This window comes from Streptomyces sp. NPDC107498 (assembly GCF_055582805.1).
Window position 1 is genome coordinate 1 of sequence record NZ_JBVJPE010000034.1, and the last position, 26,974, is coordinate 26,974.

General features: G+C 68.5%; 21 protein-coding genes, 2 pseudogenes and 1 CRISPR repeat array. Of the genes and pseudogenes, 15 read left to right on the forward strand and 8 right to left on the reverse strand.

The genetic code is table 11. From position 1 onward, the window contains the following. The first annotated feature begins 571 nt into the window (after nucleotides 1-571). The 4 genes and pseudogenes from ACZ66Z_RS34385 to ACZ66Z_RS34400 all read left to right on the forward strand — a co-directional run bounded on the left by ACZ66Z_RS34385 (nucleotide 572) and on the right by ACZ66Z_RS34400 (nucleotide 4,692). Nucleotides 572-778 (forward strand): hypothetical protein, encoded by a 207-nt coding sequence (locus tag ACZ66Z_RS34385; protein ID WP_469939727.1) that lies wholly within the window; start codon nucleotides 572-574, stop codon nucleotides 776-778. Nucleotides 779-886: 108 nt separating this feature from the next. Beyond that, entirely contained in the window at nucleotides 887-1,588 is a 702-nt protein-coding gene (locus tag ACZ66Z_RS34390; protein WP_469939788.1) for an ABC transporter ATP-binding protein, read from the forward strand. Continuing rightward, the gene (locus tag ACZ66Z_RS34395; RefSeq protein ID WP_469939729.1) at nucleotides 1,585-3,795 is read left to right on the forward strand and encodes an ABC transporter permease; all 2,211 of its coding nucleotides are present in this window, start codon (nucleotides 1,585-1,587) and stop codon (nucleotides 3,793-3,795) included. The genes ACZ66Z_RS34390 and ACZ66Z_RS34395 overlap by 4 nt, the downstream gene beginning before the upstream one ends. Before the next feature lie 133 nt (nucleotides 3,796-3,928). Further along, nucleotides 3,929-4,692 (forward strand): annotated as a pseudogene (locus tag ACZ66Z_RS34400) (transposase family protein). Between the two features lie 59 nt (nucleotides 4,693-4,751). Here the strand turns inward: ACZ66Z_RS34400 and ACZ66Z_RS34405 are convergent. The 4 genes from ACZ66Z_RS34405 to ACZ66Z_RS34420 form a co-directional block, all read right to left on the reverse strand. Continuing rightward, nucleotides 4,752-5,483 (reverse strand): MDR/zinc-dependent alcohol dehydrogenase-like family protein, encoded by a 732-nt coding sequence (locus ACZ66Z_RS34405; RefSeq protein WP_469939731.1) that lies wholly within the window; start codon nucleotides 5,481-5,483, stop codon nucleotides 4,752-4,754. Between the two features lie 109 nt (nucleotides 5,484-5,592). Beyond that, the gene (locus ACZ66Z_RS34410) at nucleotides 5,593-5,913 is read right to left on the reverse strand and encodes a hypothetical protein (protein ID WP_469939732.1); all 321 of its coding nucleotides are present in this window, start codon (nucleotides 5,911-5,913) and stop codon (nucleotides 5,593-5,595) included. Between the two features lie 134 nt (nucleotides 5,914-6,047). Continuing rightward, complete coding sequence (locus tag ACZ66Z_RS34415; RefSeq protein ID WP_469939734.1) at nucleotides 6,048-6,500, reverse strand: hypothetical protein; 453 nt, start codon at nucleotides 6,498-6,500, stop codon at nucleotides 6,048-6,050. Continuing rightward, complete coding sequence (locus tag ACZ66Z_RS34420; RefSeq protein WP_469939736.1) at nucleotides 6,433-7,044, reverse strand: alcohol dehydrogenase catalytic domain-containing protein; 612 nt, start codon at nucleotides 7,042-7,044, stop codon at nucleotides 6,433-6,435. Before ACZ66Z_RS34420 ends, ACZ66Z_RS34415 begins: the two co-directional genes overlap by 68 nt. A 951-nt stretch (nucleotides 7,045-7,995) precedes the next feature. Here ACZ66Z_RS34420 and ACZ66Z_RS34425 point away from each other — a divergent pair. Then, nucleotides 7,996-8,475: a lamin tail domain-containing protein gene (locus ACZ66Z_RS34425; protein WP_469939737.1), complete on the forward strand. Its 480-nt coding sequence runs from the start codon at nucleotides 7,996-7,998 to the stop codon at nucleotides 8,473-8,475. Between the two features lie 780 nt (nucleotides 8,476-9,255). Continuing rightward, nucleotides 9,256-9,936: pseudogene (locus ACZ66Z_RS34430) on the forward strand (HNH endonuclease family protein). A 209-nt stretch (nucleotides 9,937-10,145) separates the two neighbouring features. Here the strand turns inward: ACZ66Z_RS34430 and ACZ66Z_RS34435 are convergent. The 4 genes from ACZ66Z_RS34435 to ACZ66Z_RS34450 form a co-directional block, all read right to left on the reverse strand. Continuing rightward, a complete protein-coding gene (locus ACZ66Z_RS34435) occupies nucleotides 10,146-10,400 on the reverse strand; it encodes a hypothetical protein (RefSeq protein WP_469939738.1) in 255 nt (84 codons plus the stop codon). Beyond that, a complete protein-coding gene (locus ACZ66Z_RS34440) occupies nucleotides 10,397-10,693 on the reverse strand; it encodes a hypothetical protein (protein ID WP_399585007.1) in 297 nt (98 codons plus the stop codon). Before ACZ66Z_RS34440 ends, ACZ66Z_RS34435 begins: the two co-directional genes overlap by 4 nt. Before the next feature lie 264 nt (nucleotides 10,694-10,957). Then, nucleotides 10,958-11,296: a hypothetical protein gene (locus ACZ66Z_RS34445; protein WP_469939740.1), complete on the reverse strand. Its 339-nt coding sequence runs from the start codon at nucleotides 11,294-11,296 to the stop codon at nucleotides 10,958-10,960. A 688-nt stretch (nucleotides 11,297-11,984) separates the two neighbouring features. Then, nucleotides 11,985-13,118 (reverse strand): IS630 family transposase, encoded by a 1,134-nt coding sequence (locus tag ACZ66Z_RS34450; protein ID WP_469939742.1) that lies wholly within the window; start codon nucleotides 13,116-13,118, stop codon nucleotides 11,985-11,987. A 202-nt stretch (nucleotides 13,119-13,320) separates the two neighbouring features. Here ACZ66Z_RS34450 and ACZ66Z_RS34455 point away from each other — a divergent pair, with 202 nt between their 5' ends. The 9 genes from ACZ66Z_RS34455 to cas2e all read left to right on the forward strand — a co-directional run bounded on the left by ACZ66Z_RS34455 (nucleotide 13,321) and on the right by cas2e (nucleotide 26,966). Next, on the forward strand, nucleotides 13,321-14,061 hold the full coding sequence (locus ACZ66Z_RS34455) for a Type 1 glutamine amidotransferase-like domain-containing protein (RefSeq protein ID WP_469939743.1): 741 nt from the start codon (nucleotides 13,321-13,323) through the stop codon (nucleotides 14,059-14,061). Between the two features lie 2,146 nt (nucleotides 14,062-16,207). Beyond that, nucleotides 16,208-17,395: direct repeats of the CRISPR family, unit length 29 nt; unit sequence CTGCTCCCCGCTCGCGCGGGGATGGTCCC. A gap of 192 nt (nucleotides 17,396-17,587) precedes the next feature. Continuing rightward, a complete protein-coding gene (gene cas3, locus ACZ66Z_RS34460) occupies nucleotides 17,588-20,539 on the forward strand; it encodes a CRISPR-associated helicase Cas3' (protein ID WP_469939790.1) in 2,952 nt (983 codons plus the stop codon). Next, nucleotides 20,532-22,220, forward strand: a complete 1,689-nt coding sequence (casA, locus tag ACZ66Z_RS34465) for a type I-E CRISPR-associated protein Cse1/CasA (RefSeq protein WP_469939744.1) — start codon at nucleotides 20,532-20,534, stop codon at nucleotides 22,218-22,220. The genes cas3 and casA overlap by 8 nt, the downstream gene beginning before the upstream one ends. Next, a complete protein-coding gene (gene casB / locus ACZ66Z_RS34470; protein ID WP_469939746.1) occupies nucleotides 22,217-22,936 on the forward strand; it encodes a type I-E CRISPR-associated protein Cse2/CasB in 720 nt (239 codons plus the stop codon). Before casA ends, casB begins: the two co-directional genes overlap by 4 nt. After that, entirely contained in the window at nucleotides 22,933-24,129 is a 1,197-nt protein-coding gene (gene cas7e / locus ACZ66Z_RS34475) for a type I-E CRISPR-associated protein Cas7/Cse4/CasC (protein ID WP_469939747.1), read from the forward strand. Before casB ends, cas7e begins: the two co-directional genes overlap by 4 nt. Continuing rightward, on the forward strand, nucleotides 24,126-24,848 hold the full coding sequence (cas5e, locus tag ACZ66Z_RS34480; RefSeq protein ID WP_469939748.1) for a type I-E CRISPR-associated protein Cas5/CasD: 723 nt from the start codon (nucleotides 24,126-24,128) through the stop codon (nucleotides 24,846-24,848). The genes cas7e and cas5e overlap by 4 nt, the downstream gene beginning before the upstream one ends. Further along, nucleotides 24,848-25,627, forward strand: a complete 780-nt coding sequence (cas6e, locus tag ACZ66Z_RS34485; protein WP_469939750.1) for a type I-E CRISPR-associated protein Cas6/Cse3/CasE — start codon at nucleotides 24,848-24,850, stop codon at nucleotides 25,625-25,627. Before cas5e ends, cas6e begins: the two co-directional genes overlap by 1 nt. Beyond that, entirely contained in the window at nucleotides 25,624-26,613 is a 990-nt protein-coding gene (gene cas1e, locus ACZ66Z_RS34490; protein WP_469939752.1) for a type I-E CRISPR-associated endonuclease Cas1e, read from the forward strand. The genes cas6e and cas1e overlap by 4 nt, the downstream gene beginning before the upstream one ends. Continuing rightward, a complete protein-coding gene (gene cas2e / locus ACZ66Z_RS34495) occupies nucleotides 26,610-26,966 on the forward strand; it encodes a type I-E CRISPR-associated endoribonuclease Cas2e (protein WP_469939754.1) in 357 nt (118 codons plus the stop codon). Before cas1e ends, cas2e begins: the two co-directional genes overlap by 4 nt. Nucleotides 26,967-26,974: the final 8 nt, after the last annotated feature.

Genomic DNA, 26,974 nt, shown 5'->3' on the forward strand with positions numbered 1-26,974 from the left:
GTACCGCAGCGACCTCATAGACGGCTGCCTCGCCGAGACTGGCCTGATCATCAGACCCGCCTGAACCCAGCGACATCACGAGTTCAACCTCAGTAATTACTGTGCGAAACAAGCCATGCAGTGCATTGCGAGTGAGGCAGCTGGGTAGATGCCGCCCCCGCTCATTCCGATTGTTAGGGATTTGCTTTGAGAACCTGCCGTTACTACCGCACTTGCAGGTTCCGCTTGCTGGGTGTCGCCGACTGCTCCGTAGAGTCGACATGCGCTGTAGCTACGCACTGCATTTGAGACAGCAGGTGGGAAGGGCAGTTGTCGCGTGGGACAGGTGTGAAGAATGTGAACTGCACGAGACGTATGTTCCGGCGCTTCGGCCGGGCGGTAACCAAAGCCTCATTTCGGGGCAACGGGAGGGGAAAACGCTATGCGCATGAACAGAACGAAGTGTGTCGCTGTTATGGCCGTGACGGGAGCCGCTCTGCTGGGGGCCATCTCGCCGGCGTTCGGTGCGACTTTGGACCGGTCGCGGACCGGCGTGCACGCCTGGAGCTATGGAACGAACGGCTCAATCGCCGTGGCGGACACCGCCGGCGACAGCCACGAGGTGTACGCGAACTACGACCGCCGCTACAACAAGGGCCTTGAGCTCAGGAACAGCAGCGGCAACGGCACCACCGTGTACAGCGGCGCGGACACGACCAACTACATCGTGGCTCTTCAGGCCTGTGTGGCCATCAACTTCTACCCGGACGACTGCACCGGCTGGTCGGGCAACCACTAGCGGAAAACCTTTTCCGACAGGTGGCGGGGGGCGGTGCCGCAGGCACCGCCCCCGCGTTGTGCATGGCCGGTGATCGGCAGGGGAAACGGAAGGTATGTGATAGTGACCATGAGGCGCGGGGACGGACGGAAAGCCGTACTGAGCGTGGCAGGACTGAGTTACGCCATCGGTGACCGGAAGCTCTTGTCCGGTCTCGACTTGGATGTCCGCGCCGGCGAGTCGGTCGCTGTCATGGGACCGAGCGGCTCCGGTAAAAGTACGCTGCTCTCCTGCGTGCTCGGTCTGGTGCGTCCGGAGCGCGGAGCGGTTGTCGTGGCGGGGACGGACGTGGTCGGTCTGCGCGGCGCGGCGCTGGCTCGGCACCGCAGCAGCAGTATCGGCATGGTGTTCCAGTTCGGGGAACTGCTGCCCGAACTCTCGCCGGTCGACAATGTCGCACTCGCCGCCCTGCTGGCCGGCACGCCGAAGAAGAAGGCCTATCGCAGAGCCCGTGATCTGCTGGATGAACTGGGTGTTCCTCAGGCGGATTCCAGTGAGCAGTTGTCGGGCGGCGAAAGGCAGCGGACGGCTGTGGCCCGGGCGCTGATCAATTCGCCTTCGCTGTTGCTCGCGGACGAACCCACGGGGGCATTGGACGCCGCGACCCGGGAACGGGTCGCGGACGTGCTGTTCGCCATGCCGGGCCGACACGGCTGTGGTCTGCTCCTCGTCACGCACGACCCTGTGGTGGCGGCTCGTGCGGACCGGGTACTGACGCTGGGCGACGGAGTACTGTCCGCCGCTGGTGACGCCGGAACGGGTGGCCGATGAGCCGGAATGGGGCGAGTCGACACCTGATCCGCATCGGCCGCGCGGCCGGAGCGCGCGCGGAGGCCGGCCGCATCCGGTTCGTGGCCCTCGTTGCCGCGACGTTCGTGCTGGCGCTCGGATTCGCCGCCCTCGCCGCCACGCATGCCACGTACGAAGGCCAGGCCGCCCGGGGACTCGCGCGCGGCCCGGTCTTGAAGGAGGACCGGCCCGACCGGCCGGCGCGGGCGCTGTGGGGCAGCACCAATGACTCGGTGAGCGACAGTGGCATCTTCTCCGTGGTGTTCATCGCTCCTCTGACCGATGACGCTCCACTGCCACCGGGACTCACCAGATGGCCCGGCCCCGGCGAAGCCGTTCTCTCCCCACGCCTTCTGGAGATGGGCGCCGATGAGGGAATCGAGCAGCGCTACGGCCGGGCGGTCGGGGAGATCGCCCCGGACGGATTGCAGTCCCCCGATGAGCTTCTTGCCTACGTCCGTCCCCGAGCCGGTCTGACTCCCGTGTACGCCGGCCCGATCGTGGGGTACGGACCGGGCCAGGGGTACGTCTCCTACACCGTTGGGCAATCGCGTTACGCGAAAGACGAGTGGACCTTCCAGGTCATGCCGGGGGTTCTGCTCCTGCTGCCGGCAGGTGTGCTGCTCGTGGTGGCCGCACGGTCCGGTGCGTATGGCCGGGACCGGCGTACTGCCCTGGTGGAGGTGCTGGGCGGAACCCCTCGTTACCGGGCCTTGATCGTGCTGGGCGAGGCGTGGCTTCCCGTCGCCGTCGGCGGCGCTCTGGCGCTGGCCGCGGTCGTCGCCTCATGGAGCGTGGATCTCCGACTGCCGTGGACCGGACACGTACTGGCCGCGGCCGACATGAGGGCGTGGTGGTGGGCCCTGCTGCTGTCCGTCGTCGTCGCGGTGGCAGCGGTCCTGCTCGCAACGGTGGTCGCGGACCGATGGGGCAAGGCACGTGGCCACGGCAATCGACCGACCGGAGCCCGCCGTTCGCCGACTCGCTGGGCCGCTCTGTGCCCGATTTTGCTGTTGGTGGCGGTGCGGGGACCTGACCTCTTTGAGCCCGGATCCGCCCCCTACCTCCTGGTCAACTGGGCCGCCGCCGCAGGCACGCTGGCAACCTTGCCCGCGGCTGTCGCGGTCGTCACCGGCTACCTGGGCCGTCAGATGGCCCGAGCCGGCCATCGCCTTGGCATTCCCGGCCTCCTGGTAGCGGGACAGCGTGCCGCCACCCACCCCGGCCCGGTGGCGCGGATGACCGCAGGCGTGGTGGTGGCCTTGGGATTGCTCATCCAGGTGGTGGCCTGGCAGGGCCAGTTCGGTCAGGCCACCCGTGATGCCCAGGCCACCGTCCATCGCATCGGGAACAGCGTGCTCGTCGTCCGCACCGGAGAAAACACCACGGCTCGGCAGATGAACGCGTTCATGGCGACGTTGCCCACCGGTGTGGAAGCCGTCACGCTCCTGACCTCTCCGCAAGAGAAGACCCTGACTGTCCTGGGCCGATGCCCGTCGCTCACCTCGCTGGCTCTGCCTTGCTCCCGAAATCCGTCCCGCCTGCCCGGCATCCCCGAAGATCCGCGCTTGCGTGAGCTCGTCGGGTGGTACGGGGACGGTCAGGGAACCAAGGTGATTGTGCGACAGGCCGACCCGGTCAGCAGCGCGGTGAAGGCCGATGTCTTCGCCAGTACGGTGCTGGTGTCTCTCGACAGGGAGGATCTGTCCGCAGCCGATACCAAGCGGCTCGCCTATCAAGCGTTTCCCAGGGGCGCCGAGATCTATACGGTCGGAGGGGAGTGGCTTGTCTCCAGCCAGGTGAACAAGAACCAGGGCCGCTGGATCTTCTTCTTCGGGTTCTTCGGCATCCTGGTGCTTGCCGGTGCGGCGGCGGTCACCGGCACGGCGGAGTTCCTGCGCAATGGACGGGCGCTCGCTCCGCTGACCGTGCTGTCGGGGAATCGCCGCGTCTACTGGGTCACCGCTGCCTGGAGTCTCCTCGTCCCCCTGGCTCTGGCGGGTCTGGCCGGCATCGCCGTCGGAACCTGGCTGGCCTTCCCCAAGACCACGGGCGGAGCCTCCTACATCTCCGGCGCCTTCCTCGCCGCCTGTGCCGCAGCCGTCGCGTCCATGGGAGTCATGGCCTGGGGGTGGGCCGCGGCCGTCTCGGCGCGTCAGGCCGCAGCATGGCGTCCTCGCGGCGAATGAGGAGCCCGAACCGAGGACGGGACTGAACCTTTTCCAGCCTGGTCCGAGTGTATGGCAGTTGGACTGACAATATGGTGAAGCCCCTGGTAGATCGGTTTTCGGCCAAGAGAACCGTGACCACCAGGGGCTTCACGTGCTCGTCTACCCGTCGGGCGTCGACGTGTTCAGCTCTGCTATCCCCTTCCTCACCCAGCAGTCGCGGCACCCCCGCCGCGTGATCGGCTCCCGATGGCGGCGCCTGAGCGCTGGCCGCCAAGCCCTCTCGCCCCTCGCCCCTCTGAGGATGGGACACACCCACACCCAGCTCGCCACCGGGTTCGACACCGGCACCACGACGGTCTACCGCTACGTCACCGAGGCGGTCGGGCTCCTGGCTGCTCTCGCCCCGAGCCTTCACCGCCGCGGTGCGGAGCGCGTCGGTGAAGGCGTATCTGATCCTGGACGGCACGCTGCTGGCCATCGACCGCATCGTCGCGGACCGGCCGTTCTACTCCGGCAAGCACAAGAAGCACGGGATGAACGTGCAGGTCATCGCCGCCCCCTTCGGCCGGCTTGTGGGCCTCACCGGCCCTGCCCGGCGCCGTCCACGGCATCCGGGCGGTCCGCGAACACGGCATCGTCGACGCCCTCGTCGAGGCAGACATCCCGTGCTGGGCCGACAAGGGATACCGAGGTGCTGGCGGCATGGCCCGCATCCAGTGCTGAGGGCGACAGGAGACCCTCTCCGCAGGCCAGCAGGCTGTGAACCGGTCCCACGTGAAGATCCGGGCCCTCGTCGAGCAGGCCGTCGCCACTCTCAGGTCCTGGCGGCTCCTCCGTAAACCGTGGTGCTCGACCACCCGGATCACCAGCCTCGTCCAGGCCGTCCTCACCCTTCATCTGACCTGCTCAGAGTGAGGATGGAAAAGGCTCAAGCTCGTAAGCCACGAGATGCACAGGCCATGCCTCTCGGGAGGTCAGTTCAGGGTGATGACGACCTTGATGTCGTCGTCGTTTGCGGTGAACGCCTCGGCGGCGCGTTCCAGCGGAACGCGCCTGGTGATCATCTGTTCGAGCCAGGACCGTTCTGCCGTGGCGAGCGAGTCTGCGGCCTGCCGGTAGTGGCGCAGGTTGGCGTTGACGGAGCCCACGACCACGTCGTTCTCGAGCACCAGCTCCCGGTTGATGGTGCCCGCATCGATGGACAGCCTCCGGCCCTTGGGAGACACGCCGGTCAGGCAGACAATGCCGTACGTCGCGGTGCCGGTCATCGCGTCGAAGACCAGTTGTCCGGCCCCGGTGGCCTCGATCACCACGTCGGGGCGCAGGGATGAGGTGACCTGGTCGATGTCCTCGTGGTGGTACGTCGCTCCGAGTTCGGTGACCAGGGAAGGCTTCGGTCCGGAAACGACCCGGTCCAGGACGTGCACGTCCAGACCGCGCTGGATGCCCAAGAGCGCGGCCAGCAGACCGATCGGCCCGGCCCCGGTGACCAGCACCCGGCGCGGTGCGAACCAGGCCCGGCCACCGACGCGCTCGACTTGCTCCCATGCCTTGGCGACCACGCTGGTGGGTTCCAGCAGCATCCCGACCTGTTCCAGGCCGGGGTCGAGCTTGACGGCGTAGTCCGTCTCGACGGTCCAGGACTGGCTGGCGTAGCCGTGGAGTTCCTTGATGCCGCGCTCGGTGTAGCGGCCGTTGCGACACATGTCGAACTCGCTACGCGCGCAGGCTCCGCACGGCTCCGGGTCCGGACTGTCGACGACGGCGTAATTCCCCAGGGGCTGTGGTCACGTAATTCCCCAAGGCCTGGCGGGCTCAGCCATCCTCGAATGGTTCGTCACTCCACCTGAACCAAGCACGATCGTCACTGATGTGCAGAAGGAACTCCGCGACCGGACCTGACGGAGCCATGAGCGACAAGGCGTCCGCAATCCGGTTGTAGGCCTCGTCGAACTGCTCGTACTCCTCCGTCTCCATGAGACTCAGCGACTCGTCGAACCACGGCTTCACCTCTCCGAACGACGGCGTTGGAACGAAGCGACCGTTCAGCCATGGAAAGTCGGCCTCGTCGATCACGATCTCGCCGAGCAGTTCCTCCCGCCGCATCAGTCGCCAGACTTCGCCCTCGAAACCCATCCCGCCAGCTCTCCATCCATGTCCTGGTGCCGCCGGGCAGCCTCTCATGCGGCAATGACAATGAGGCAGGAGCGTCGGCGATGTTGGCCAGCCGTATCGACGCTCCTGCGGGCGGGGGAAGCTGTCGCTCTGGGTCAGTAGAACCAGACGACGAGTCGTACGTTCTCCGCGCCGTGGACTTCGCTGAGAATGCGCATGACGCTCCAGACCCGACTCCAGTTGCTGTCGGCGCCGGCGGCCGAGGCGCGGCTTCGTGTGCCAGAGGCGTCGGTCTCCTGCCAGTCGACGTCGGCCAGCTCAGCCCAGGTCAGCCACGTGGTTCCGTATACGTCTCCGGGACCGCCGTATGCACCGAAGTCACCACGCAGCCCATCCGACGCGTCATCCGGGAAGCCGCGGCCCTCGGCCAGGGGGCGGAAGCCGAAGGAATTGCGGATTCCGAAGAGACAGGCGAGGCCGTCGTAGGCGTTGCCCCTGTTGAGCAGGAACAGGTCGATGGCGGCTTCCCACACGGAGTCCTCATCGTCGGGCCCCCACAGCCGGGCTCCCGGACGGCATTCGATCATTCCACTGACGTCGGTCGACATACCGAGATCCTGCCTGCGAGGCCCGGAAACTGGCACTTGTATTTCCACCCCTGCAGGCTCGCGGCCCGGCCGACGCCGCCCATCCCAGCTGGGGGCGTCCCACCTGGGGGCCACCTACAGCCAAGTGCGCACTCGAACACGCCCGAGCACACGGGCTGCGGTCACGAGTCCCCATGGGGACTCGTGACCGCAGGGGTGGGGAATTACGCCGACACGAAAGCGCACTTCGCGGGGAATTGCACGACCGTCGACACGGACGGCGCACCATCCCCACCACCAGGTCCCCCGCTTCGAACCCGCTGCCCGAAGGCGCCTGGCGCACGCGGCCCAGCGACTCATGCCCCAGGACCAGCCAGTCCTGCCCCGGCGGAGCCCACCCGTACTCACCGGCCACGATTTCCTTGTCCGTGCCGCAGACCCCGACCGCCACCCCGTCGACCAAGAGCTCTCCCTCGCCGGGAACCGGTTCGGGAACTTCACGCACCTCCAAGGATCCGGCTGCCGAGGGGCGGACGGTGACGGCACGCATAAGCGACTCTCCCATGACGGCACGACGAGCGTGTGCAGCCCGAAGCGAACCGGCCGTGGAGCGGGCGGCCTCCGGTCCGGGCGCAACGCGCGGAAGGGACAGTCCGGCCTCCCGGCGGCCGGGGCCTTACCGTCTCGTCCAGCCAGGGGAGCCGAGCCTTCCGCACCTACAGGTGCCCCGCCCCTGACCGGTTCATCCACTTCTCTGCAGGATTACCGGCCCCATGCCCATGCCGTTCACTCCACCGGCGGGACAACCCGGAGAGCACTTTCTTTGCTCGGCTCATCCCCCGACCGGCGATGCGTGTGAGGCGTCATAGGGTTGGTGCCTGCTCTCGCCACGCACTTCGACCTGCGATCAAGCAGGGAAGGCCCGATGCGGCGGAACCGTTTTTCGGCGCGGACACCGCGGACCGGGGGCTGGGCAGAGGAGTGCTGCCCGTCAGTCGGCCGACCCGCTGCCTCGGGCGTCGAGACGCGGCTCTGCATCACAGAAGTCGTGCCGGAACCCATTCCCATGGGCATGGCCGACCTTACGCCGTCTGGAGCGGCTTGAACGGATCCGGCTACCTGGGACGAGGTCGTCGTCTTCGTGTGCGAGGGCTGTCCTAGGTGTGCGAAGAAAGGTGCAGAACGCCTGTTACCGGGGCGTGTCACACAGTTGGAGGAGTGCGCCGGGTGGCGCGGCGGGTGGTGCGCCGGAGCGTGGAAGGGCTTGCCGTTGATCGTTGAACGGGTGGGTGTAGCCGTCAGTGAATGTCAGGGTCACGCCGGTGGCATATGCGTGTGTGGTGCAGGTGACAGTTACGGAAATGTCCGTACCCGGTAACGGGCTCCGGATGGCATTTCGGCGGGGCCGACGGGGCGGCAGAGTTCGGGTCCTCGGCCCAGTACCGGACCGGGACCCGTACCGCTTCCACCAGCTGTTATTGACTGGTGAAGCACCGTTTTTGAGGAGACATCACCCATGTCTGCTTCGTCGTCCGCCCGCCGTATCGCCGCGACCGTCCTCGCAGCCGGCGCCATGGTCTCTCTCGTCGCCCTGCCGGCCTCCGCCCACGACGGCGACCGTCACCGCACGCCGAGGGTGGAGATCAGCGCCGTCCAGGCCGACAGCCCCGGACGCGACAACCGCTCCAACCGGTCGCTGAACGCCGAGTGGGTCGAGATCACCAACACCGGCCGCCACGCGGTCGACCTGGACGGCTGGACCCTGAAGGACGAGGACGGCCACCGCTACCGCTTCGAAGACTTCCGCCTCGCCGGCCGGGCCACCGTCCGCATCCACACAGGCGAGGGCCGCGACACCCGCACCGACCTGTTCCAGGACCGCCGCGACTACGTGTGGGACAACCACTCCGACACCGCCACCCTGCGCGACGACCACGGCCGCATCGTCGACACCGAGACCTGGGGCCACCACCGCCACAACCACAACCACCGCTGACCCCAGCCCCCGGCGCCCCGGCCTCCCTCCCGTTCCCGGGGAGGCCGGGGCACCAGCCCATCTCTCACCCAGGGGTGGGTGGCCTTGGCCGCCGTCTCGGGCCGGGACGGTGTGCTGTGGGTCTGGCGCCTTGATACGGGTGCATGCAAAGGCCGTGGCCCCCGGCGTATTGCCGGAGGCCACGGTGTGTGGGGAGGTCTCGGTTGCTCACCGGCCCTGGGGCCGGAGGGGCGCTGGAGGGCGATATCCCCGGGGACGCTGCTCCTGCGGGACTCTCGCCGACGTACTCGGGGGAGGTGCCGACGAGACCGCTGCACCAGCGGGGGCTGGTGCAGCACGAGGCCGGTGACCAGTGGACCACACCCCGCCAGGGCTACGCCCGAACCCTCCAGCCTCGCCCGAACCCCTTCCGGGCGGGGCTGCTCCCATCCACCGGGGGTATGCGGCGCGACGCCTTCCTCACCCCCAGAAGCAACCCGGCCGGCCCGCCGCCTCGACGCAGGCCCGGGCTCCCCGGCACCGCACCGCTCCCGTATGGTCAGCGGCAGCCCGTGCCGATATGGCGTGCACGGGTGAGGCCCGGCGCCCAGACGCGCTCTGGGAGCAGTACCGCCGGGCCGCCTCACCCTCCACACCTGAGCCTCTTGGCCCGGAAGCGGCGCGCAACCGTCAGAAGAGCGCAGGCGCACCGTTTCTTCCGGTGAATTCGTTCCCCTGGACGGCTCGTCACCTGCCCAAACCCCTGACCCGCAGGCAGACCAGGCCGCTATCCCTGCCTTCGTGATCAAGAACCTTGTGCGCGGCATCGCCGCGCTCTCCTTTGCCCTGTCCCCGCTCGCCGTCCTCCTACCGCGCTTGCCGCGCCCACGCAGCCGGGCGCCGCCGAGGTGCTGACCCTTGCCACGGCGATCGGGCAGATCTCGGTCGCGGATGAGTCCCGCGACGGCTACGAGCGGACGAATTTCAAGCACTGGAACGCGGGCCTGGACCCGGCGGACGGCTGCAACACCCGCAACGAGGTTCTGCTAGCCGAGGCGGTCGCGTCCCCAGACGTCGCGGCCGGCTACAAGCTGTCTGACGGCCGCTGGATTTCGTACTACGACGGGCAGGAGGTCACCGACCCCGGCCAAGCTCGACATCGACCACATGGTCCCGCTCGCCGAGGCCTGGGACTCCGGCGCCAGCGCCTGGGACGCCAAGCGCCGCGAGACGTACGCCAACGACCAGGGCGCGGCCGCCTCGCTCGTCGCGGTCACCGCACGGACGAACCGGTCGAAGGCCGACCAGGACCCGGCGCAGTGGATGCCGTCGCTGCCCGACGCGCACTGCCGGTACGTCGGCGAGTGGACCGCGACGAAGCTCCGCTGGGGCCTGTCCGCGGACCCGGACGAGGTCCAGGCGCTCGCGGTGTACGCGGAGGCCTATGAGTCGACCGTCGTCCACTACATGCCCGTGCCGTAGACCTTTCGCCGGGGATGCACTGCGCCCCCGCACCTGGGGTCACCGGGAGCGGGGGCGCACAGGGGGCATCTCAACGACCAGTCGACACACCACCCACGGATCACCGTAGTGGCCGGCGAATGGCCTTGAGGCGGCGTATCGATTCGCCCCCACCCTCACGGGCGATGGGGATGTGCGGTTGGTGACGGGCTGGTTGACGTGCGGGCCGATCAGGGGCCGGCGATCAGCCACAGGATCAGGACGGCGTCCAGGTCGGGATCGTGCCGGTAGACGACGGACAGGCCGCGGCCGCCGGTCTCGTCGGGCAGGACCTCGACGACCCGCGTGTCGCTGCCGGGCAACGGCCGGCCCCGGCCGGGGGCGTCCTCGAGCGAGCGGCGCACGGTCTCGACGGCGGCCTGCTCGCGGACGGTGAGTTCGGCGAAGATCTTCTCGGCAGCGTCGGAGTGGAACGCGTGGGTCACCGGCCGTCGCCCTTGGACAGCTTCCGGCGAATCTCGGCGGCGACGTCGTCGTTGCTGCGGGCGATGGCGGCCGTGGCGTTCGGGTCGCGGGCGAGCAGGACACGATGCCGGTAGGCCTGCACGATCTCGCGGACACGGGTGAGATCGTCGAGATCGACGGCACCGAGCTCGGCGTCGAACTCCTGGCGGTCGCCTGCGAAGCCGTATGCGGTGAGGGCTTCGCGGAGCTCGGCGAGGGTCCGCATGGGCGGTACGGGCCCGGTCGGGCCGGTGTACTCGGGCTGTGCGGTCACGAGAGCCTCCCCGGGGCATCGCTGCTGTCGGCTGCCAGCCTACGCGGTATGCGGCCGGTCAGTCCTGGTAGCCGATCGGTCTGAGCCCGGAGTGCGCCCGGTTCAGGCCCGCGTACAGCTGCTCCGCCGCCTGCGATGCCGTCTCCAGGCCGATTCCCGTCAAGCTGATCGCTTCAGAGACCAGTCAGTTCCCAGGCCGTCAGGGGCTTGCTGAGCGTCCCTGCTGATCATGCGTCGTGGAAAGTCGCTGAACGTGCTGAGAGCTCAACTGTGCTGTGCTGCGCCGAGGGCGGCGGCTTGGCTTTTCAGTAGCTTCTGGTCCAGTTTCGGAAGAAGAGGACGCTTCTTCGCATCAGGAAGTTGGCTACCGAACATGCTCTCCGATACAACAGTGACGGTCGCTTCTTTCGAGCGGATAGTTGTGACCAGGGAATATGTCTCTGACTTGAACCCGTCGATATTCAAAACCAAGTGCAGCTGAAAGCTCACCGAGTCGTGCCCCACCGATACTTCGTCCTTGACTCGTTCCACGTCCGCACTCACGCGGTCGCCGTATCGGTTTTTCCAGGACAACGACGGACATGCGTCGAGCGCTGCGTTCAAGGAAGCAAGGTGCGCGCCTGCGGCTCCGAAGCGGTAGCTGGTGAAAGTGACAGTCTCCTCTGGCGGGGCGAACCCCGAAGCGGATATGTGGACCCAGGCACTGGCCACTGAGTCGGCGAAGACGCCAGCCCTGGCGTCCTCAAGAGGTTGGCACGCCTTAGGTCGTACGCTCGGATCGGAGGTGTCGGCGCCCGCTTTTGTCTCGGGCGAGCTGTTGATGGAGTAGCCGGGCAGAGTGCCTTGTTCAGGAAGTGCTGCCGCCAACTCTGCAGCGCTGAGGGGGCGCGCAGCCGTCGATGGCCTCGGCGACAGGACAGAAGAGGGCGACGCGGGCGCAGCAGCTTTTTCGCCCTCTCCTGAAGCGCAGCCACCGACAAGAGTGAGCACAGCGCCGGCCACAGTGGCAGAGAGAGAACGGCTGGCCCAGTTGGACGACATAACACTCCCGTGTTCGAACGGCGAATCGCACGGAGTGTAGCCGGTGAACGTCTCGGCCTGACCCGGCGAACCGTCACGGTCACAGCACTAGTGTCCTGAGTCGGAAGTTTTTCAGTAGATCTCCGCTTCGATCGACCAGTGGTCGCGCCCGCTTCCAACCAGGTTGGAGCTCGACTTGGAACCGTCGATCCAGAGTCCGGAGGCTGGGAGAATTACCTAAGAATCCCCGACTCAGGACACTAGTGCCGCATCAGGCAACGTTCGCCCTGTCGACCACTTCGCGTAGCCGTTCGTCGGCGGCGTGCTTGTTCCGCCAGATGATGTAGCGGCGGATCATGCTGCCCTGCTCCTTGTGGCTGGCATGGTCGGTGCCGTCCAGTGCGAAGTAGCGCAGGGCGGTGAACTGGGCCTCGATGCGGTTGAGCCAGGAGCTGTTGGTCGGGGTGTAGGCGAGCTCGACGTTGTTGGCAGTCGCCCAGTCGCCGACCCGGGTGTCCTTCTTCGTGGTCAGGTGCGGGGAGAAGTTATCGAGCACGATGGCGATCCGGATCTTCGGCGGGTAGAGGCTGCGTAGATAGCGGCAGAACTCGAGGAACCTGGTGCGGTTCTTCTTCGGCTTGATGTGACCGTAGAGCTTGTCCTTCGCCAGGTCGTAGGCGGCGAACAGGTGCCGGACCCCGTGTGGGCGGGTGTATGTCGCCCGCCTGCGGGGCCTCGGCTCGCGGCCGGGGTCCTTGTGCCGGCCGCCGCGTTCGGCCCACTGCCGACCGGGGTGGGGCTGAAGGTTGAGCGGTCCGAACTCATCAAGGCATAAGACGACTTCGGGTTCGCCATCCTCTGGTATGACCTCACCGTCGGCGATCGCGTAGAGGTGCTCGACGCGAGCCTTCTTGGCCGCGTAGTCGGGGTCGCGTGAGGTCTTCCAGGTCTTTATGCGTTGAAAGGAGACGCCCTCCTCGCGGAGCAGGACCCGAAGGCCCTCGTGGCTGATGTCATCGACCACCCCCTCGGCGACCAGGAAGTCGGCCAGCTTGGCCAGGCTCCAGGTCGAGAACGGCAGACCGTGTTCGGCCGGCTTGGACTTGGCGATCTTCTTGATCTCGCGCCGCTCCGCCAGTGTGAACGTCCTGGGCCGTCCGCCCTTGTACTTCGGGTAGAGCGCCTCGAAGCCGTCGGCGTTGAAGTTGTGGATCACATCGCGGACCCGATCCGCGCTGGTGAATGTCACCTCGGCGATCTTCGCCACGGGCATGCCCTGTGCGGACAGCAGCACCATCTGGGCCCGCCGCCAGGTCACCACCGACCCGGTGCCTCTGCGGATGATCTGCAGCAACCGCCTGCCCTCGTCGTCGTCAATCTCCCGAACCCGCACGCGTTCAGCCACGTGATCATTCTGGCCGTCCCTTCCGGACGGAGGAGTGGATCACGGGGCTTGCTGTCGTTCTCGGTCCGCGGTTGCCCTGTCTTTCCTGAGTGGAGAGGACTTCAGGTCGGTGGAGGGCCTATTCGATTGCGGACGGACCCGATGGCTTGGCACCGTTCGGGACATCGTCCGCGTCTGGATCGTGAACTGAGGAGGCACCCTCGTGGCTGTCATTCCGGAACGTCGTCTGGCTCTCCTTGGAGGCGGCTTCTCCACCGACGACGACGGCCTGCTGGATGACTGGGTGCTTGAACAGGTGCGTGCGTCTCGCCCCAAGGTGTGCTTCGTTCCGACAGCCAGTGGCGACGCCTCCGCCTACGTCGAGCAATTCCTCACGGCATACCAGGCACGCTCCTGCGAGCCCAGCGTCTTGCAGCTGTTTCGGCGAGACCTCGATGACAACGACCTGCGATCGTTCCTGCTCTCTCAGGACGTCGTCTACGTGGGTGGTGGAAACACCGCGAACCTGCTGGCGGTCTGGCGTGCGCACGGCGTGGACCGACTACTGCGCGAGGCCTTCGACCGGGGGACCTTGCTGTGCGGCATCAGCGCCGGCGCCAACTGTTGGGCCGAGGGCTCACATACCGACTCCTTCGGGCCGCTGACTCATCTCTCGGATGGGCTGGGTGTGCTCTCCGGCTCGGTCTGCCCCCACTACGACAGTGAGCCGGGGCGTCGATCGTCTTATCAGACGGCTGTGGCGAACCACGCTCTTCCGGCCGGCTGGGCAGTGGAGGACGGCGTCGGTGCCCTCTTCACCGACGGGCAGTTGACGGACACGGTGACTCGCACGCCTCAGGCCCAGCTGTATCGGGTAGAGCCAGACGGGGACAATGGAGTCAAGGAACGAGCTCTGCCATGCCGTCTGCTCGTCGCAGTACATCAGTCCACTCCGCCAGCGTGAACTGGTGATACCAAGCGCTTGATGCGGTCCTCATCGGCGCGTCGTCCCTTAGCCCGGTTGACACCTCGATACCGCCCGGCGCAGCAGCCGGGCGGCACATCACCGCCGGGCGAACGTTGCCTGATGCGGCACTAGAAGGGAACAGAGCCGAAGTCGCCTTGTCTGCTGACCGTGCACAGGTGGCCGGTGTGCTGGAGTGGACGCCGAGGAGCCCCGGCCGTGTGGGGCCGGGGCTCCTCATAGGTCCGCACGCAACCACCATCGGTGCGGGCCGGTGTGCACCATGCCGGGCCCTGTGGGCGGGGGAGGCCCACAGGCCGGCGAGTGAGCGGGTCCCCTCCGCTCCACCTCCGTGTGCCCTCGATGTCGGCCCCCGCACCCTTGCGCCCTTCTCAGGAAAGCCTGGTGCGAGAAGTGGCCTTGGGGGCAGACGGGCGGCAGCGCCATCGTCCGCGGCCATCCCCCCCGAGTCGTGGACGGCGGCGACCGGTGGACGCCCTGCCCGCGGTTTCTCCCTTTCCGCGGGCAGGGGTGCGGGAGGTATACGGATAAGCACGACCGGTGGCGGCCTGGAGCCGGGCCGCAGCCTTGGGCATGACACCGACCGCCGAACCGCAGAAGCTGTCCGCCCAGGAAAGCCCGCAGCACAGCCACGCGAAGACGGTACGCACCGGCTGCTCGGTGCGCACCGAACGCCTGACAGAGGCGTAGGACCACCGGATCGAGTCCGGCGGCATGACCGAACACAAACACCATGCCCCTGCTGCGCCACAGAACTGATGGCCTCTCCAGGCGGCAGGTCCTCGACGATGCCCGCCGCGCCCAGGGACAGCCCCGAGTGAGCCGAGCCCCATCACCAACCGGTGCGGCACCTCATGCCGTGAGGCCGCTGGCCGTATGCAGGCGATGGGCCGGGTGAGGTCTTCCGTGCGGCGGATAGAGGTGTGCCTGCTCTGCCCGTGAAGAGGACAGGGCGAGGAAGAAGAGCCGATTCGGATGGTTTGCCGGTTTCGGTGAAAGTGGTTCAAGTGGCGCTGTGTGTGGGGTAGAACTGCAGGTCACAGAGTCTGTTCCCCGCACCCGCGGGGATGGTCCCGGGCGACCGTTCGTTCATCGTGCTCTCCTGCGCTGTTCCCCGCACCCGCGGGGATGGTCCCCCCTACCTGCGGCACGGCATCGGCCGCCCCCTCTGTTCCCCGCACCCGCGGGGATGGTCCCGTCCTGGAATGGAGCCTGGAGCCGGACGCCCTCTGTTCCCCGCACCCGCAGGGATGGTCCGCATGGGCGTGCGTTCTCGCACGCGTACGCGCACTGTTCCCCGCACCCGCGGGGATGGTCCTCAGTCCCGAACGAAGGGGCCGGACTCCCGCAACTGTTCCCCGCACCCGCGGGGATGGTCCCCACGTACTGGCCGGTGGCCGACTCGCTCGCGGCCGGGGCTGTTCCCCGCACCCGCGGGGATGGTCCCTACGACAACTCCACGCCGTCCGGCCGGTCGCACTGCTCCCCGCACCCGCAGGGATCGTCCCTATGCCGACCTTGCCGCGCACAAGACGCTCGGCTACTCCCCGTACCCGCGGGGATGGTCCCACGACGCGGGCCTCGGTGGGCGACTCAACGTTCTGCTCCCCGCACCCGCGGGGATGGTCCCCATGCAGCGAACCTCTTGCGGGGCCTTCGCCGCTGCTCCCCGCACCCGCGGGGATGGTCCCCATGCGCAGGGATCTCTTCGACGAGATGCCGACTGCTCCCCGCACCCGCGGGGATGGTCCCCGGCCGATCGCTCCGTCGTCCTCCCACCCCGGCTGCTCCCCGCACCCGCGGGGATGGTCCCAGCATCGGGTGCGTCGGTCTCTGGCAGATCAACTGCTCCCCGCACCTGCGGTGATGGTCTCTCACCATCACCCCCGAGGAGCGGAACCGACACCTGCTCCCTGCACCCGCGAGGATGGTCCCTCGACGGGCGGCTGGCAGGCTTCGGCGGTGATCTGCTCCCCGCACCCGCGGAGATAGTCCTCTTGGGCGGTCTGGGCTGTTGAGGGTGCCGGTGGGGATTCCCTGTAGGGGAGTGGTGTCTGGTTTGCCGGTTTCGGTGAAAGTGGTTCAAGTGGCGCTGTGTGTGGGGTAGAACTGCAGGTCACTGAGTCTGCTCCCCGCTCGCGCGGGGATGGTCCCGCGCCGGCCGCCGAACCCACCGCCGTCCCGAACTGCTCCCCGCTCGCGCGGGGATGGTCCCAACATGGCGAAGATGACGGGCCTGTTCCCGCTCTGCTCCCCGCTCGCGCGGGGATGGTCCCGAGCTCATCGCGACCGCTGGCGACCCGGACAGCTGCTCCCCGCTCGCGCGGGGATGGTCCCGATCGACAACGCGGTCGCGCTGGACTTCATGGCTGCTCCCCGCTCGCGCGGGGATGGTCCCCGAGGCGTCCTCACCCGCTCCGAGATCTACCGCTGCTCCCCGCTCGCGCGGGGATGGTCCCCCGGCCCGCTTGATGCCCTCGGTGAGGCCTCCCTGCTCCCCGCTCGCGCGGGGATGGTCCCTGCTGATGCAGCCGGGGAAGTCGAACACGGCCCTGCTCCCCGCTCGCGCGGGGATGGTCCCGTCGGACAGGGGATCTCGCTGCACGTCTTCGCCTGCTCCCCGCTCGCGCGGGGATGGTCCCACCGCCTTCGTAGACCTGGTCACGGGTGAGTGCTGCTCCCCGCTCGCGCGGGGATGGTCCCCCCGCCACCAGAACGATGAGCGCGGCGAACTGCTGCTCCCCGCTCGCGCGGGGATGGTCCCCGCCGGCCCCCGAGTGAGAACGGCCCCCCTCCCTGCTCCCCGCTCGCGCGGGGATGGTCCCAACGACGTGCCGTACGACCGGTCCAAGAACAACTGCTCCCCGCTCGCGCGGGGATGGTCCCCCTCAACCCCTCCGACCTCACCGGCCCCGGCTCTGCTCCCCGCTCGCGCGGGGATGGTCCCCGGGTGCGCAACTCGGAGGCCGTCGTCCTGGACTGCTCCCCGCTCGCGCGGGGATGGTCCCGGGTTCTTCCACGCCGTCCCCCCGCCGCAGCCCTGCTCCCCGCTCGCGCGGGGATGGTCCCTCCGGGCTGCACGGGTTGAGCCGGAAGTCCCCCTGCTCCCCGCTCGCGCGGGGATGGCCCCACCCACGACCTACTCGCCGGCCTCGCCGAGCTCTGCTCCCCGCTCGCGCGGGGATGGTCCCGGCTGGACGCTGCCCGACTACAGCGACCTCGCCTGCTCCCCGCTCGCGCGGGGATGGTTCCCAGACCTCGGCCGCACCCCGCCTGATGTGGTGCTGCTCCCTGCACGCGTGGGGATGGTCCCAGGTGTCTGGCAGGGCTTCTGGTTGTTGAGCTGCTTCTTGCTCGGGTGGGGGATGTGATGGGTGGGACGGGGGATCGGTCATGGTACGTGGCCGGGTGGGCCGGGGCGGCGGTTTCGCTGATGCTGCTGGAGATCTTCATTTTTTCTGCCGTAGGCGCCTCGTCGGGTGAGGGGGCGGTGTATTCGTTTTGCATGGTGGTTGAGGGGGAGGGCCGTTCGGGTCTTCGGAGCAGGCTGGATGGGGCGGTGCTTGCGTTGTGGGGCAAGCACGATCGGGATTTCGGTGGGTGGCTGCCGTTGTGGCAGCACATGGAGGACAGTGCCGCGGTGGCGGGCATGTTGTGGGATCGGTGGCTGCCGTGGAGTGTGCGCCGGCTGATCGGGGGAGCGCTGCCGGGTGGGGAGGCGGAGGGGCGGCTGCTGGCGGTGTGGCTGGCGGGGGCGCATGACATCGGCAAGGCCACACCCGCTTTTGCCTGTCAGGTGGAGGAGTTGGCGGACCGGATGCGTCGTGAGGGTCTGCAGATGCGGACGCAGGGGGCGATGGGGCCTGATCGCAGGATGGCGCCGCACGGGCTGGCCGGGCAGGTGTTGCTGGGGGAGTGGCTGGAGGAGCACTGCGGTTGGGCTGCGGGGCAGTGTGAGCAGTTCACGGTGGTGGTGGGCGGGCATCATGGGGTGCCGCCCGAGCATGCCCAGATCAGTGCGCTGGACAATCGTGGGCATTTGTTGCGGGGGTCGGGTGCGGGCCGGGCGGTGTGGCGTCGGGTGCAGAGGGAGTTGCTGGAGGCGTGTGCCGACGAGTTCGGTGTGCGGGACCGGCTGCTGGGAGATTGGCGTGCGGTGAGGCTGCCGCAGCCGGTGCAGGTGCTGCTGACGGCGCTGGTGATCGTCTCTGACTGGATCGCCAGCAATCCGGAGCTGTTCCCTTATTACCCGCTGGAGGTGCCGCGCAGCAGTGCGGAGCGGGCGGCTGCGGCGTGGCGGGGTCTTGATCTGCCGGAGGCGTGGAGGCCGATAGAGCCGGCCGAGTCGGTGCAGGAGTTGTTCGCCTCCAGGTTCACGCTCCCGGCGGGGGCGATGGTGCGTCCTGTGCAGGGGGCGGCTGTGGAGCTGGCCCGGTCGATGGCGGCGCCGGGTTTGATGGTGATCGAGGCGCCAATGGGGGAGGGGAAGACGGAGGCCGCGCTGGCTGTGGCGGAGATCTTCGCTGCCCGGTCGGGTGCGGGGGGAGTGTTCTTCGCGTTGCCGACGATGGCCACGGGCAATGCGATGTTCCCCAGGCTGCTGAAGTGGCTGAAGAAGCTGCCCTCGCTAGAGGGCAGGTCTCACTCGGTGCTGCTGGCCCATTCCAAGGCGGCGTTGAACGACGACTTCGCCGACCTCATGCGCAGTGCCCGCTCTGTCGTAGCGGTGGACGCGGATGCCGAACGCAAGGACTGGCGGCCTTCTGACGCGTACCGGGAGGCCGGGGCGGAGTTGGTGGCCCATGCCTGGCTGCGGGGCAGGAAGAAGGCGATGCTGTCGTCCTTCGTAGCCGGGACGGTGGACCAGCTGCTGTTCGCCGGGCTCAAGAGCAAGCACCTGGCTTTGAGGCATCTGGCGGTGGCGGGCAAGGTCGTCGTCATCGACGAAGCGCACGCGTACGACACCTACATGAATGTCTATCTCGATCGTGTTCTGTCGTGGCTGGGCGCCTACAAGGTGCCTGTCGTGATCTTGTCGGCCACGCTGCCTGCAGCCCGGCGCCGTGAGCTCGTCGAGGCGTACGCGGGCCTGGAGGCTGGGGCCGGTGTCGGTGCCGGTGATGCTGTGGCGGGGGATGCTTTCGAGGCAGTCGAGGCGGCGGGGGAGTATCCGCTGCTCACGGCGGTGTCCCCGGGAGGGGCTCCTGTGCTGCGGCGTCCGGCGGCGTCCGGACGGGGTGCGTCGGTGCGGCTGGAGCGTCTCGACGACGATCTCGCGGTGCTTGCGGACCGGCTGGGCGAGGAGCTGGCGGAGGGTGGCTGCGCGCTGGTGGTGCGCAACACGGTCAAGCGTGTGGTCGACACGGCGCGCGTGCTGCGGGAGCGGTTCGGTGACGCAGATGTCACCGTCGCGCATGCCCGTTTCCTCGACCTGGACCGTGCGGCGAACGACAAAGAACTTCTGCGGCGCTTCGGGCCGCCCGGCGAGGGGACCGACCGGCCTGGGCGGCGTCACATCGTGGTCGCCAGCCAGGTCGCGGAACAGTCTCTCGACGTGGACTTCGACCTGCTGGTCACCGACCTGTGTCCGGTGGACCTCCTGCTCCAGCGCATGGGACGCCTGCACCGGCACCAGCGCGGAGCAGACCAGCAGGACCGGCCCGAGAGGCTGCGTGAGCCCCGGTGTCTGGTGACCGGCGCCGACTGGTCAGGGACGGTCCCGGTGCCTGTACGTGGATCGGTCGCCGTCTACAAGCTCTACCCGCTGCTGCGGTCGGCCGCGGTGCTGCTCCCGCACCTGGACGCGGCAAGGGACAAGCCTGTGCGGCTGCCCCAGGACATCAGCCCCCTGGTCCAGGGGGCGTATGCGGACGAGGCGGCAGCGCCGGAGGAATGGGCCGGCACCCTCAGGGATGCCTGGGCCTCGTACCGGGCGCACCGGGACAAGCAAGCCGAGAAGGCCGCCACGTTCACGTTGGGCGACGTCTGCAAGGACGGCGAACCGCTTTTTGGATGGGTAGCCGCCGGGGCGGGGGATGCGGACGACACCCGGGCGGGGCGGGCGCAGGTCCGTGACAGCAGGGAGAGCCTGGAAGTCGTCGTTGTGCAAAGACGCAGGGACGGGACGCTGACGACGGTGCCGTGGCTCGGCAAGGACCGCAGGGGCAGGCAGCTGGGCGGACTGGACCTGCCGCATGACCAGGTGCCGGTCTCTTTTGCCGCCCGTGCTGCGGCGGCGAGCGGACTGCGCCTTCCGCACGAGTTCTCGGACGCGGACGTGATGGACCGGACCATCGGCGAACTTGAGGAACTGTATGTCCCGGCATGGCAGTCCAAGGACAGCCCCTGGCTTGCCGGCCAGCTGATTCTCGCTCTCGACGAGCGTTGTCAGACCCGTCTGGCAGGCTTCGCACTCCGGTACTCCAAGACCGAGGGACTTGAGGTGACCCGTGCCTGAGACGCGTGAGGCGGACGAGAGCGTGCTGTCGTTCGACCTGACGGAGCAGCCGTGGATCGGAGTGCTCCAACTCGACGGCGCACAGAGCGAGTTATCGCTGCGTGAGATCTTCAGCCAGGCCGGCCATATGCGCCGGATCGCCGGGGACCTGGCCACGCAGGAGTTCGCCCTGATGCGGCTGCTGCTCGCGATCGCCCATGACGCGCTCGAGGGCCCGAAGGACATCGAGCACTGGTCGCGGCTGTGGAACGATCCGCAGTGCTTCGCCCCTGTGGCCGGCTATCTCGACACCCACCGGGGCCGGTTCGACCTGCTGGACCCGCAGGCGCCGTTCTTCCAGACCGCAGGGCTGCGGACGGCGAAGGACGAGGTGTCCTCGCTCAACAGGATCGTGGCGGACGTGCCCAACGGCGAGCCGTTCTTCTCCGCACGGCTGCCGGCCGTCGGCCGGCTGAGCTTCGCGGAGGCCGCGAGGTGGGTGGTACACGCGCATGCCTACGACACCTCCGGCATCAAAAGCGGCGTGGTGGGGGACACACGCGCCAAGGGCGGAAAGGTCTACCCGCTCGGGGTCGGCTGGGCCGGCAATCTCGGCGGAGTCTTCGTCGAAGGGCGCGACCTGCGCGAGACGCTCCTGCTCAACCTCGTGGCGGCCGACACGAGCGGGCTGAGGTTCGGGGCCGGGGACCTGCCCGCATGGCGGCGTGAGCCGAGCGGACCGGGGGCAGCGGAGCGCACCCCGACGGGAGTGCGCGACCTGTACACGTGGCAGAGCCGGCGCCTGCGGCTGCACGCCGATGCCGACGGAGTGCACGGGGTCGTCCTTGGTTACGGCGATCCGCTGACCGCGCGCAACATGCACACCCACGAGCCGATGACCGCCTGGCGGCGCAGCCCGGCGCAGGAGAAGAAGCACGGCGAGGCGCTGGTCTACCTGCCGCGCGAGCACGACCCGGCACGATCCGCATGGCGCGGACTGGCCTCCCTCATCGCCGACCGGGCCCAGTTCCAGACGGACAGCGAAGGCGTGGCCCCCTACCTGCGGCCCGGCATCCTGGACTGGGTGGCCCGCCTGGTGACGCGACGTGCGCTGCCCCGCGGCTTCCTCGTACGCGCCCGCGTCATCGGTACCTCATACGGCACGCAGCAGTCCGTCGTCGACGAGGTCGTGGATGACCAGCTGACGATGGATGTGGTGCTGCTCCACGAGCAGGACCGCGAATACGCGCAGCAGGCCATCGACGCGGTCGACGACGCCGACCAGGCGGTCAGGGCACTCGGTGACCTCGCCGCCGATCTGGAACGCGCCGCAGGCTCGGAGAACGACAGCCCGCGCATCGTCGCGCGCGACCGCGCCTTCGGTGCACTCGAAGGACCCTACCGGTCCTGGCTCGCCGCCCTGGGCGAGGCCGACGACCCGTACGAACAGCGCGCCAGGTGGCAGTCCCAGGCATACGAGATCGTCTCCCGGCTCGGCACGCAGATGATCGCCGAGGCCGGAGACGCGGCGTGGCAGGGGCGGACCGTGTCGGCCAAGCAGGGCAGCGTGTGGCTCAACTCCGCTCTGGCAGACCGATGGTTCCGGGCACGGCTGCGCAAATGCCTCGCCCAGCCCTCCACCCCCGACCCCTCGCCTGGCCCGGACGGGACAGCCGAACCCTCCTCGAAGGTGCACGCATGACGACCACCAGCACGAGCCCGTCCCTGGTGGGCGAGCTGGTCGCCCAGCTCGCCGATCAGCGCATCAGCACATGGCAGCGCGGATTCCTGAACGACGAGGCCAAAGCAGTCGCGGCACTGGCCCGGCTGCGCCGCGGCGCCGGAAAACCCGCAGGGCAGATGCCCGATCTGTGGGATCTCATCGACACCCAGCTCCTGCACGACGTGCGCCGCGAGAGCCGTCCTTTGAGCGAGGCCGAGCTGACGAGGGCCGAGGACGCCCTGCACGTGGCCCTGACCCTGTGGGCCCTGCACCAGCAGTCCCGCGGCACGGGCATGCACCAGCTCCACAAACGCGAGCGCCCACGAGGGCTCGGGGCTGCGGTCCACCGGCTGATGCCGGCCAACGACATCGACGACTCGCTGCGCAAGCGACTGGTCCGCGCCGGAAACTCACCCGACCTGACCACCCTCGCCCAACGGCTGCGAGACCTCGTCACGCTCCTGCGCCGCGAAGAAGTCCGCCTGGACTACGCCCTGCTCGCCGGCCAGCTCTACCAGTGGCAGTGGCCCGGCGGAGCGGACCGCGTCCGTGCCGCGTGGGGCCGCTCGTTCCACGCCTGGCAGGACTACCGCGAACCCCGGCCCGGCCAGCACCCCGCCCTTCCGGGAGCGGCTTCCGACACCTCTGACATGACCCTCGGCTCTCCCTCTTCCACCGACAAGGACGCTTCGTGAACCGCTTCTACCTCGACGTGCACGCGCTCCAGACCGTCCCGCCGAGCAACCTCAACCGGGACGACACCGGCGCCCCCAAGACCGCCGTCTACGGCGGAGTGCCGCGTGCCCGTGTCTCCAGCCAGGCATGGAAGCGCGCCACACGACAGTACTTCGAGGACGAGCAGCTGCTCGAGCCGAGCGAGCTCGGCGTGCGGACCAAGAAGATCGTGGAGGTGATCGCCGACCGGATCACCGCCGCCGACGAAACGCTCGTCGGCGGCCGGGCGGAGCAGCTCGCGGCCGAGGTTGTCCAGGCTGCCGGCCTGAAGATCGAGGTTCCCAAGCGCAAGGCGGACGCCGCGTCGAAGAGCGGCGAGACGGAGCCGCTGCCTGAGGCCAAATACCTGATGTTCCTCAGCTCCCGCCAGCTCGACGCCCTGGCCGCGCTCGCCATCGAGGCAGCTGCGGACAGCAAGACGTTCTTCAAGGACAAGAAGAACAAGGACCGGGCCAAGGCGTTCGCCGACACCCGCCACTCCGTCGACATCGCACTGTTCGGCCGCATGGTCGCCGACGTCACCGACATCAACGTCGACGCCGCCGTCCAGGTCGCCCACGCCATCAGCGTCCACCGCGTCGAAAACGAGTCGGACTACTACACCGCCGTCGACGACAAGAACACCGACGCCGAGCCCGGCGCCGGCATGATCGGCACCGTCGACTTCAACTCCGCCACCCTCTACCGGTACGCGGCGCTCGGCGTCCACCAGCTCGCCGACACCCTCGGGCAAGGCCTGCGCGAGGACGAGTCGGTGACCACACCGGTCCGCCGCGCTGTCGAGGCGTTCGTCCGCAGCTTCATCGAGTCCCTGCCCAAGGGAAAGATCAACACCTTCGGGAACCACACCCTGCCCGAAGCAGTGGTCGTCAAGCTCCGCACCACCCGCCCCATCAGCTTCGTCTCCGCCTTCGAAGAAGCGGTACGGGGCGACCAAGGCGGCCACGTCCGTGAGGCGGTCGAGCGGCTCGCCGAATACATCCCGGACATCGAGCACAAGTACGGCGATGACGCCACCACCCTCACCTGGGTCCTCAGGGTTGGCCCGAACACCCAAAAACTCAGCGGCATCGGCACCGAAGCACAGTCACTCGGCGAGCTCCTCGGCGCCGTCGGGCAGGCCGTCGCGGAGCGCCTGGAGACGCCCGCATGAGCGTCCTGACCCTCAGGCTCGCCGGCCCCCTGCAGTCGTGGGGGGCCTCGGCCCGCTTCTCCCGCCGCACCACCGAATCCGCCCCGACCAAGAGCGGCGTCATCGGGCTGCTCGCCGCGGCAAAGGGCATCCAGCGAGGCGACGACCAGCAGCTCCAGCCGCTGGCCGCGCTGCGGTTCGGTGTGCGGATCGACCAGCCCGGCACCCGGTTACGGGACTACCAGACCGCCGTCCACTGGGAGACGGACAAGTCCATGCCGCTCTCGGAGCGTTTCTACCTCGCCGACGCCGTGTTCGTCGCCGCCCTGGAAGGAGACCACGAGCTCCTCACCGGCCTCCACACCGCACTGAAGGCGCCGGTCTACCCGCCTTTCCTCGGCCGCCGCTCCTGCCCCCCGGCCCAGCCCGTCGAACTCGGCCTCCACCCGGACCACGACCTCATGCAGGCTCTGCGCGCCGTGCCCTGGCAGGCCTCCCGGTGGTACGCGAAGCGGCACAGCAACAGCCCCGTCGTCAAGCTCCCCGTCCTGCACGAGACACACGCGGGCTCCATGACCGCGAACACCCTGCGCGACCAGCCGGTCAGCTTCGCCGCAGAACACCGCCGCCACGCCCTCCGCACGATCGCACGCACCGAAGTCGAGATCGCCCATTCCTTCGCGGCACCCTCCGTACCCCGGCACGACCCGTTCGACGTGCTGCCAGAAGAGAGCGCCTGATGTACCTGACCCGCTTCCGGGTGAACACCGCCCGCACCGGCGCCCGCCGCCTGCTCTCCTCCCGCCAGGTCCTGCACGCCGCCGTCATGTCCTCCTTCCCCACCCTCCTGCCCACCGACCAGCCAGCCCCCGAAACCCCCCGGGTGCTCTGGCGCCTCGACCACAACGCCCCCGGCGAGGTACTCCTCTTCATCGTCAGCCCCGAACCCCCCGACCTCACACACTTCGTTGAACAGGCAGGGTGGCCGACCGCCCTCGTCGACGGACCCGGGTGGCAGACCCGCTCCTACACCCCCCTGCTCGACCGCCTGGCGGAGGGGGACCGGTGGGGCTTCCGCCTGACGGCCAACCCTGTGCACCACATCCGCCGCACCGCCGACGAGCCCCGTAAACGGACCGCGCACCTGACCTCCCACCACCAGATGGGCTGGCTGCTGGACCCCGAGCGCCAGGAACGCGGCGGCTTCCGCATCCTGGAAAAGCCCAAACACAAGCGGCTCCTGCCGGAAGGAACCACCCACCAGGGGCGCGAGCATCACGGCGGCCGCTACGAAGTGACAGTCCGCGACCAGCGCTCTTTGGGCTTCGACAAAACCCGCCCCGCCGGCGGCAGGCGCGGCAAGCCGGTCACTCTCGTCACTGCCACCTTCGACGGGCGATTGGAGGTCACCAACCCCGACCTCATGCGCCGCACCCTCACCCAGGGCATCGGGAAGGCGAAGGCCTACGGATGCGGTCTGATGACACTCGCCCCTCTCCCACCCCAGGCGGACCGTTGACGACCGTCTCCCAGCGCGGTGCGCTCACCCCGCGCGAGCTGACCCGTGCCGGTGAGCGCCTCTCCTTCGTCTACCTGGAGCGCTGCACGGTGCACCGGGACGCCAACGCCATCACCGCCACCGACGCCGACGGCATCACCCACATCCCGTCGGCCACCATCGGCACCTTGCTCCTCGGACCCGGTACCCGGGTCACCCACCAGGCCATGAGCGTCCTGGGCGAGACCGGAGCAGCCGTCGCCTGGGTGGGCAAGCGCGGCGTGCGGTACTACGCCAGCGGCCGTGCCCTCACCCGCTCCTCGGCACTCGCCGAAGCCCAGGCCACCCAGTGGGCGAACGCCCGCTCGCGCCTCGGTGTCGCACGTGCCATGTACCGGCTGCGGTTCCCCGATGAAGACCCGACCGGGCTGACCCGCCGCGAACTGCTCGGCCGGGAAGGAGACCGCGTCAAGAAGTGCTACCGCGCCCAGTCCGCCCGCACGGGAGTGCCCTGGCGCGGCCGCAAATATATACCCGGCGACTTCTCCGCCGGCGACGCCGTCAACCAGGCGATCACCGCAGCCGCCCAGTGCATGTACGGCATCGCACACGCCGTCGTCACCTCACTGGGCTGCAGCCCAGCCCTCGGCTTCGTCCACTCCGGCCACGAACTCTCCTTCGTCCTGGACATCGCCGACCTGTACAAGACCGACATCGGCATCCCGCTGGCCTTCGAGGTTGCAGCCGAAAGCGAGGACGACATCGGATCCCGCACCCGCCGGGCCCTGCGCGACCGTATCCACGAGACGGCCCTGCTCGACCGCTGCGTCAGCGACATCAAACGGCTCCTGCTCGGCACCGACGCCCCCGCGCAAACGGACGTGGATGCCGCCTGGAACATCGTCACCTTGGAAAGCGACCGAGGCGAGCAAGTACCAGCAGGCCATAACTACGGACACGGAGACGAAGACGGAAGCAGGTACGAGGAAATGGCGCTGTCCTGGTGACCGTGATCGTCCTGACCAACTGCCCCGCAGGCCTGCGGGGCTTTTTGACCCGCTGGCTGCTCGAGATCTCCGCCGGTGTCTTCATCGGAAACCCCTCAGCAAGGATCCGCGACGTCCTGTGGCACGAGGTCCAGCAATACGCCGGCCAGGGCCGGGCCCTGCTCGCCCACACTACCAACAACGAACAGGGTTACACATTCCGCACTTTCGACCACGCCTGGCACCCGGTCGACCACGAAGGCCTGACCCTCATCCACCGCCCCGCAGCCGGAACACCCGCACCCACCACCAGCGCGCAGGACAAGACGGGATGGAGCAAAGCGTCCAAGAGACGCCGCTTCGGCCGCAGGTAACGCCATGC

Bases quoted from the DNA above. Each gene is read 5' to 3' on its own strand.
- ACZ66Z_RS34395 (WP_469939729.1), top strand. From the start codon at position 1,585: ATGAGCCGGAATGGGGCGAGTCGACACCTGATCCGCATCGGCCGCGCG.
- ACZ66Z_RS34415 (WP_469939734.1), bottom strand. From the start codon at position 6,500: ATGTCGACCGACGTCAGTGGAATGATCGAATGCCGTCCGGGAGCCCGG.
- cas3 (WP_469939790.1), top strand. From the start codon at position 17,588: ATGGTGGTTGAGGGGGAGGGCCGTTCGGGTCTTCGGAGCAGGCTGGAT.
- ACZ66Z_RS34390 (WP_469939788.1), top strand. From the start codon at position 887: ATGAGGCGCGGGGACGGACGGAAAGCCGTACTGAGCGTGGCAGGACTG.
- cas6e (WP_469939750.1), top strand. From the start codon at position 24,848: ATGTACCTGACCCGCTTCCGGGTGAACACCGCCCGCACCGGCGCCCGC.
- ACZ66Z_RS34405 (WP_469939731.1), bottom strand. From the start codon at position 5,483: ATGTGTCGCAACGGCCGCTACACCGAGCGCGGCATCAAGGAACTCCAC.
- ACZ66Z_RS34425 (WP_469939737.1), top strand. From the start codon at position 7,996: ATGTCTGCTTCGTCGTCCGCCCGCCGTATCGCCGCGACCGTCCTCGCA.
- casB (WP_469939746.1), top strand. From the start codon at position 22,217: ATGACGACCACCAGCACGAGCCCGTCCCTGGTGGGCGAGCTGGTCGCC.
- cas5e (WP_469939748.1), top strand. From the start codon at position 24,126: ATGAGCGTCCTGACCCTCAGGCTCGCCGGCCCCCTGCAGTCGTGGGGG.
- ACZ66Z_RS34420 (WP_469939736.1), bottom strand. From the start codon at position 7,044: ATGGGAGAGTCGCTTATGCGTGCCGTCACCGTCCGCCCCTCGGCAGCC.
- ACZ66Z_RS34410 (WP_469939732.1), bottom strand. From the start codon at position 5,913: ATGGGTTTCGAGGGCGAAGTCTGGCGACTGATGCGGCGGGAGGAACTG.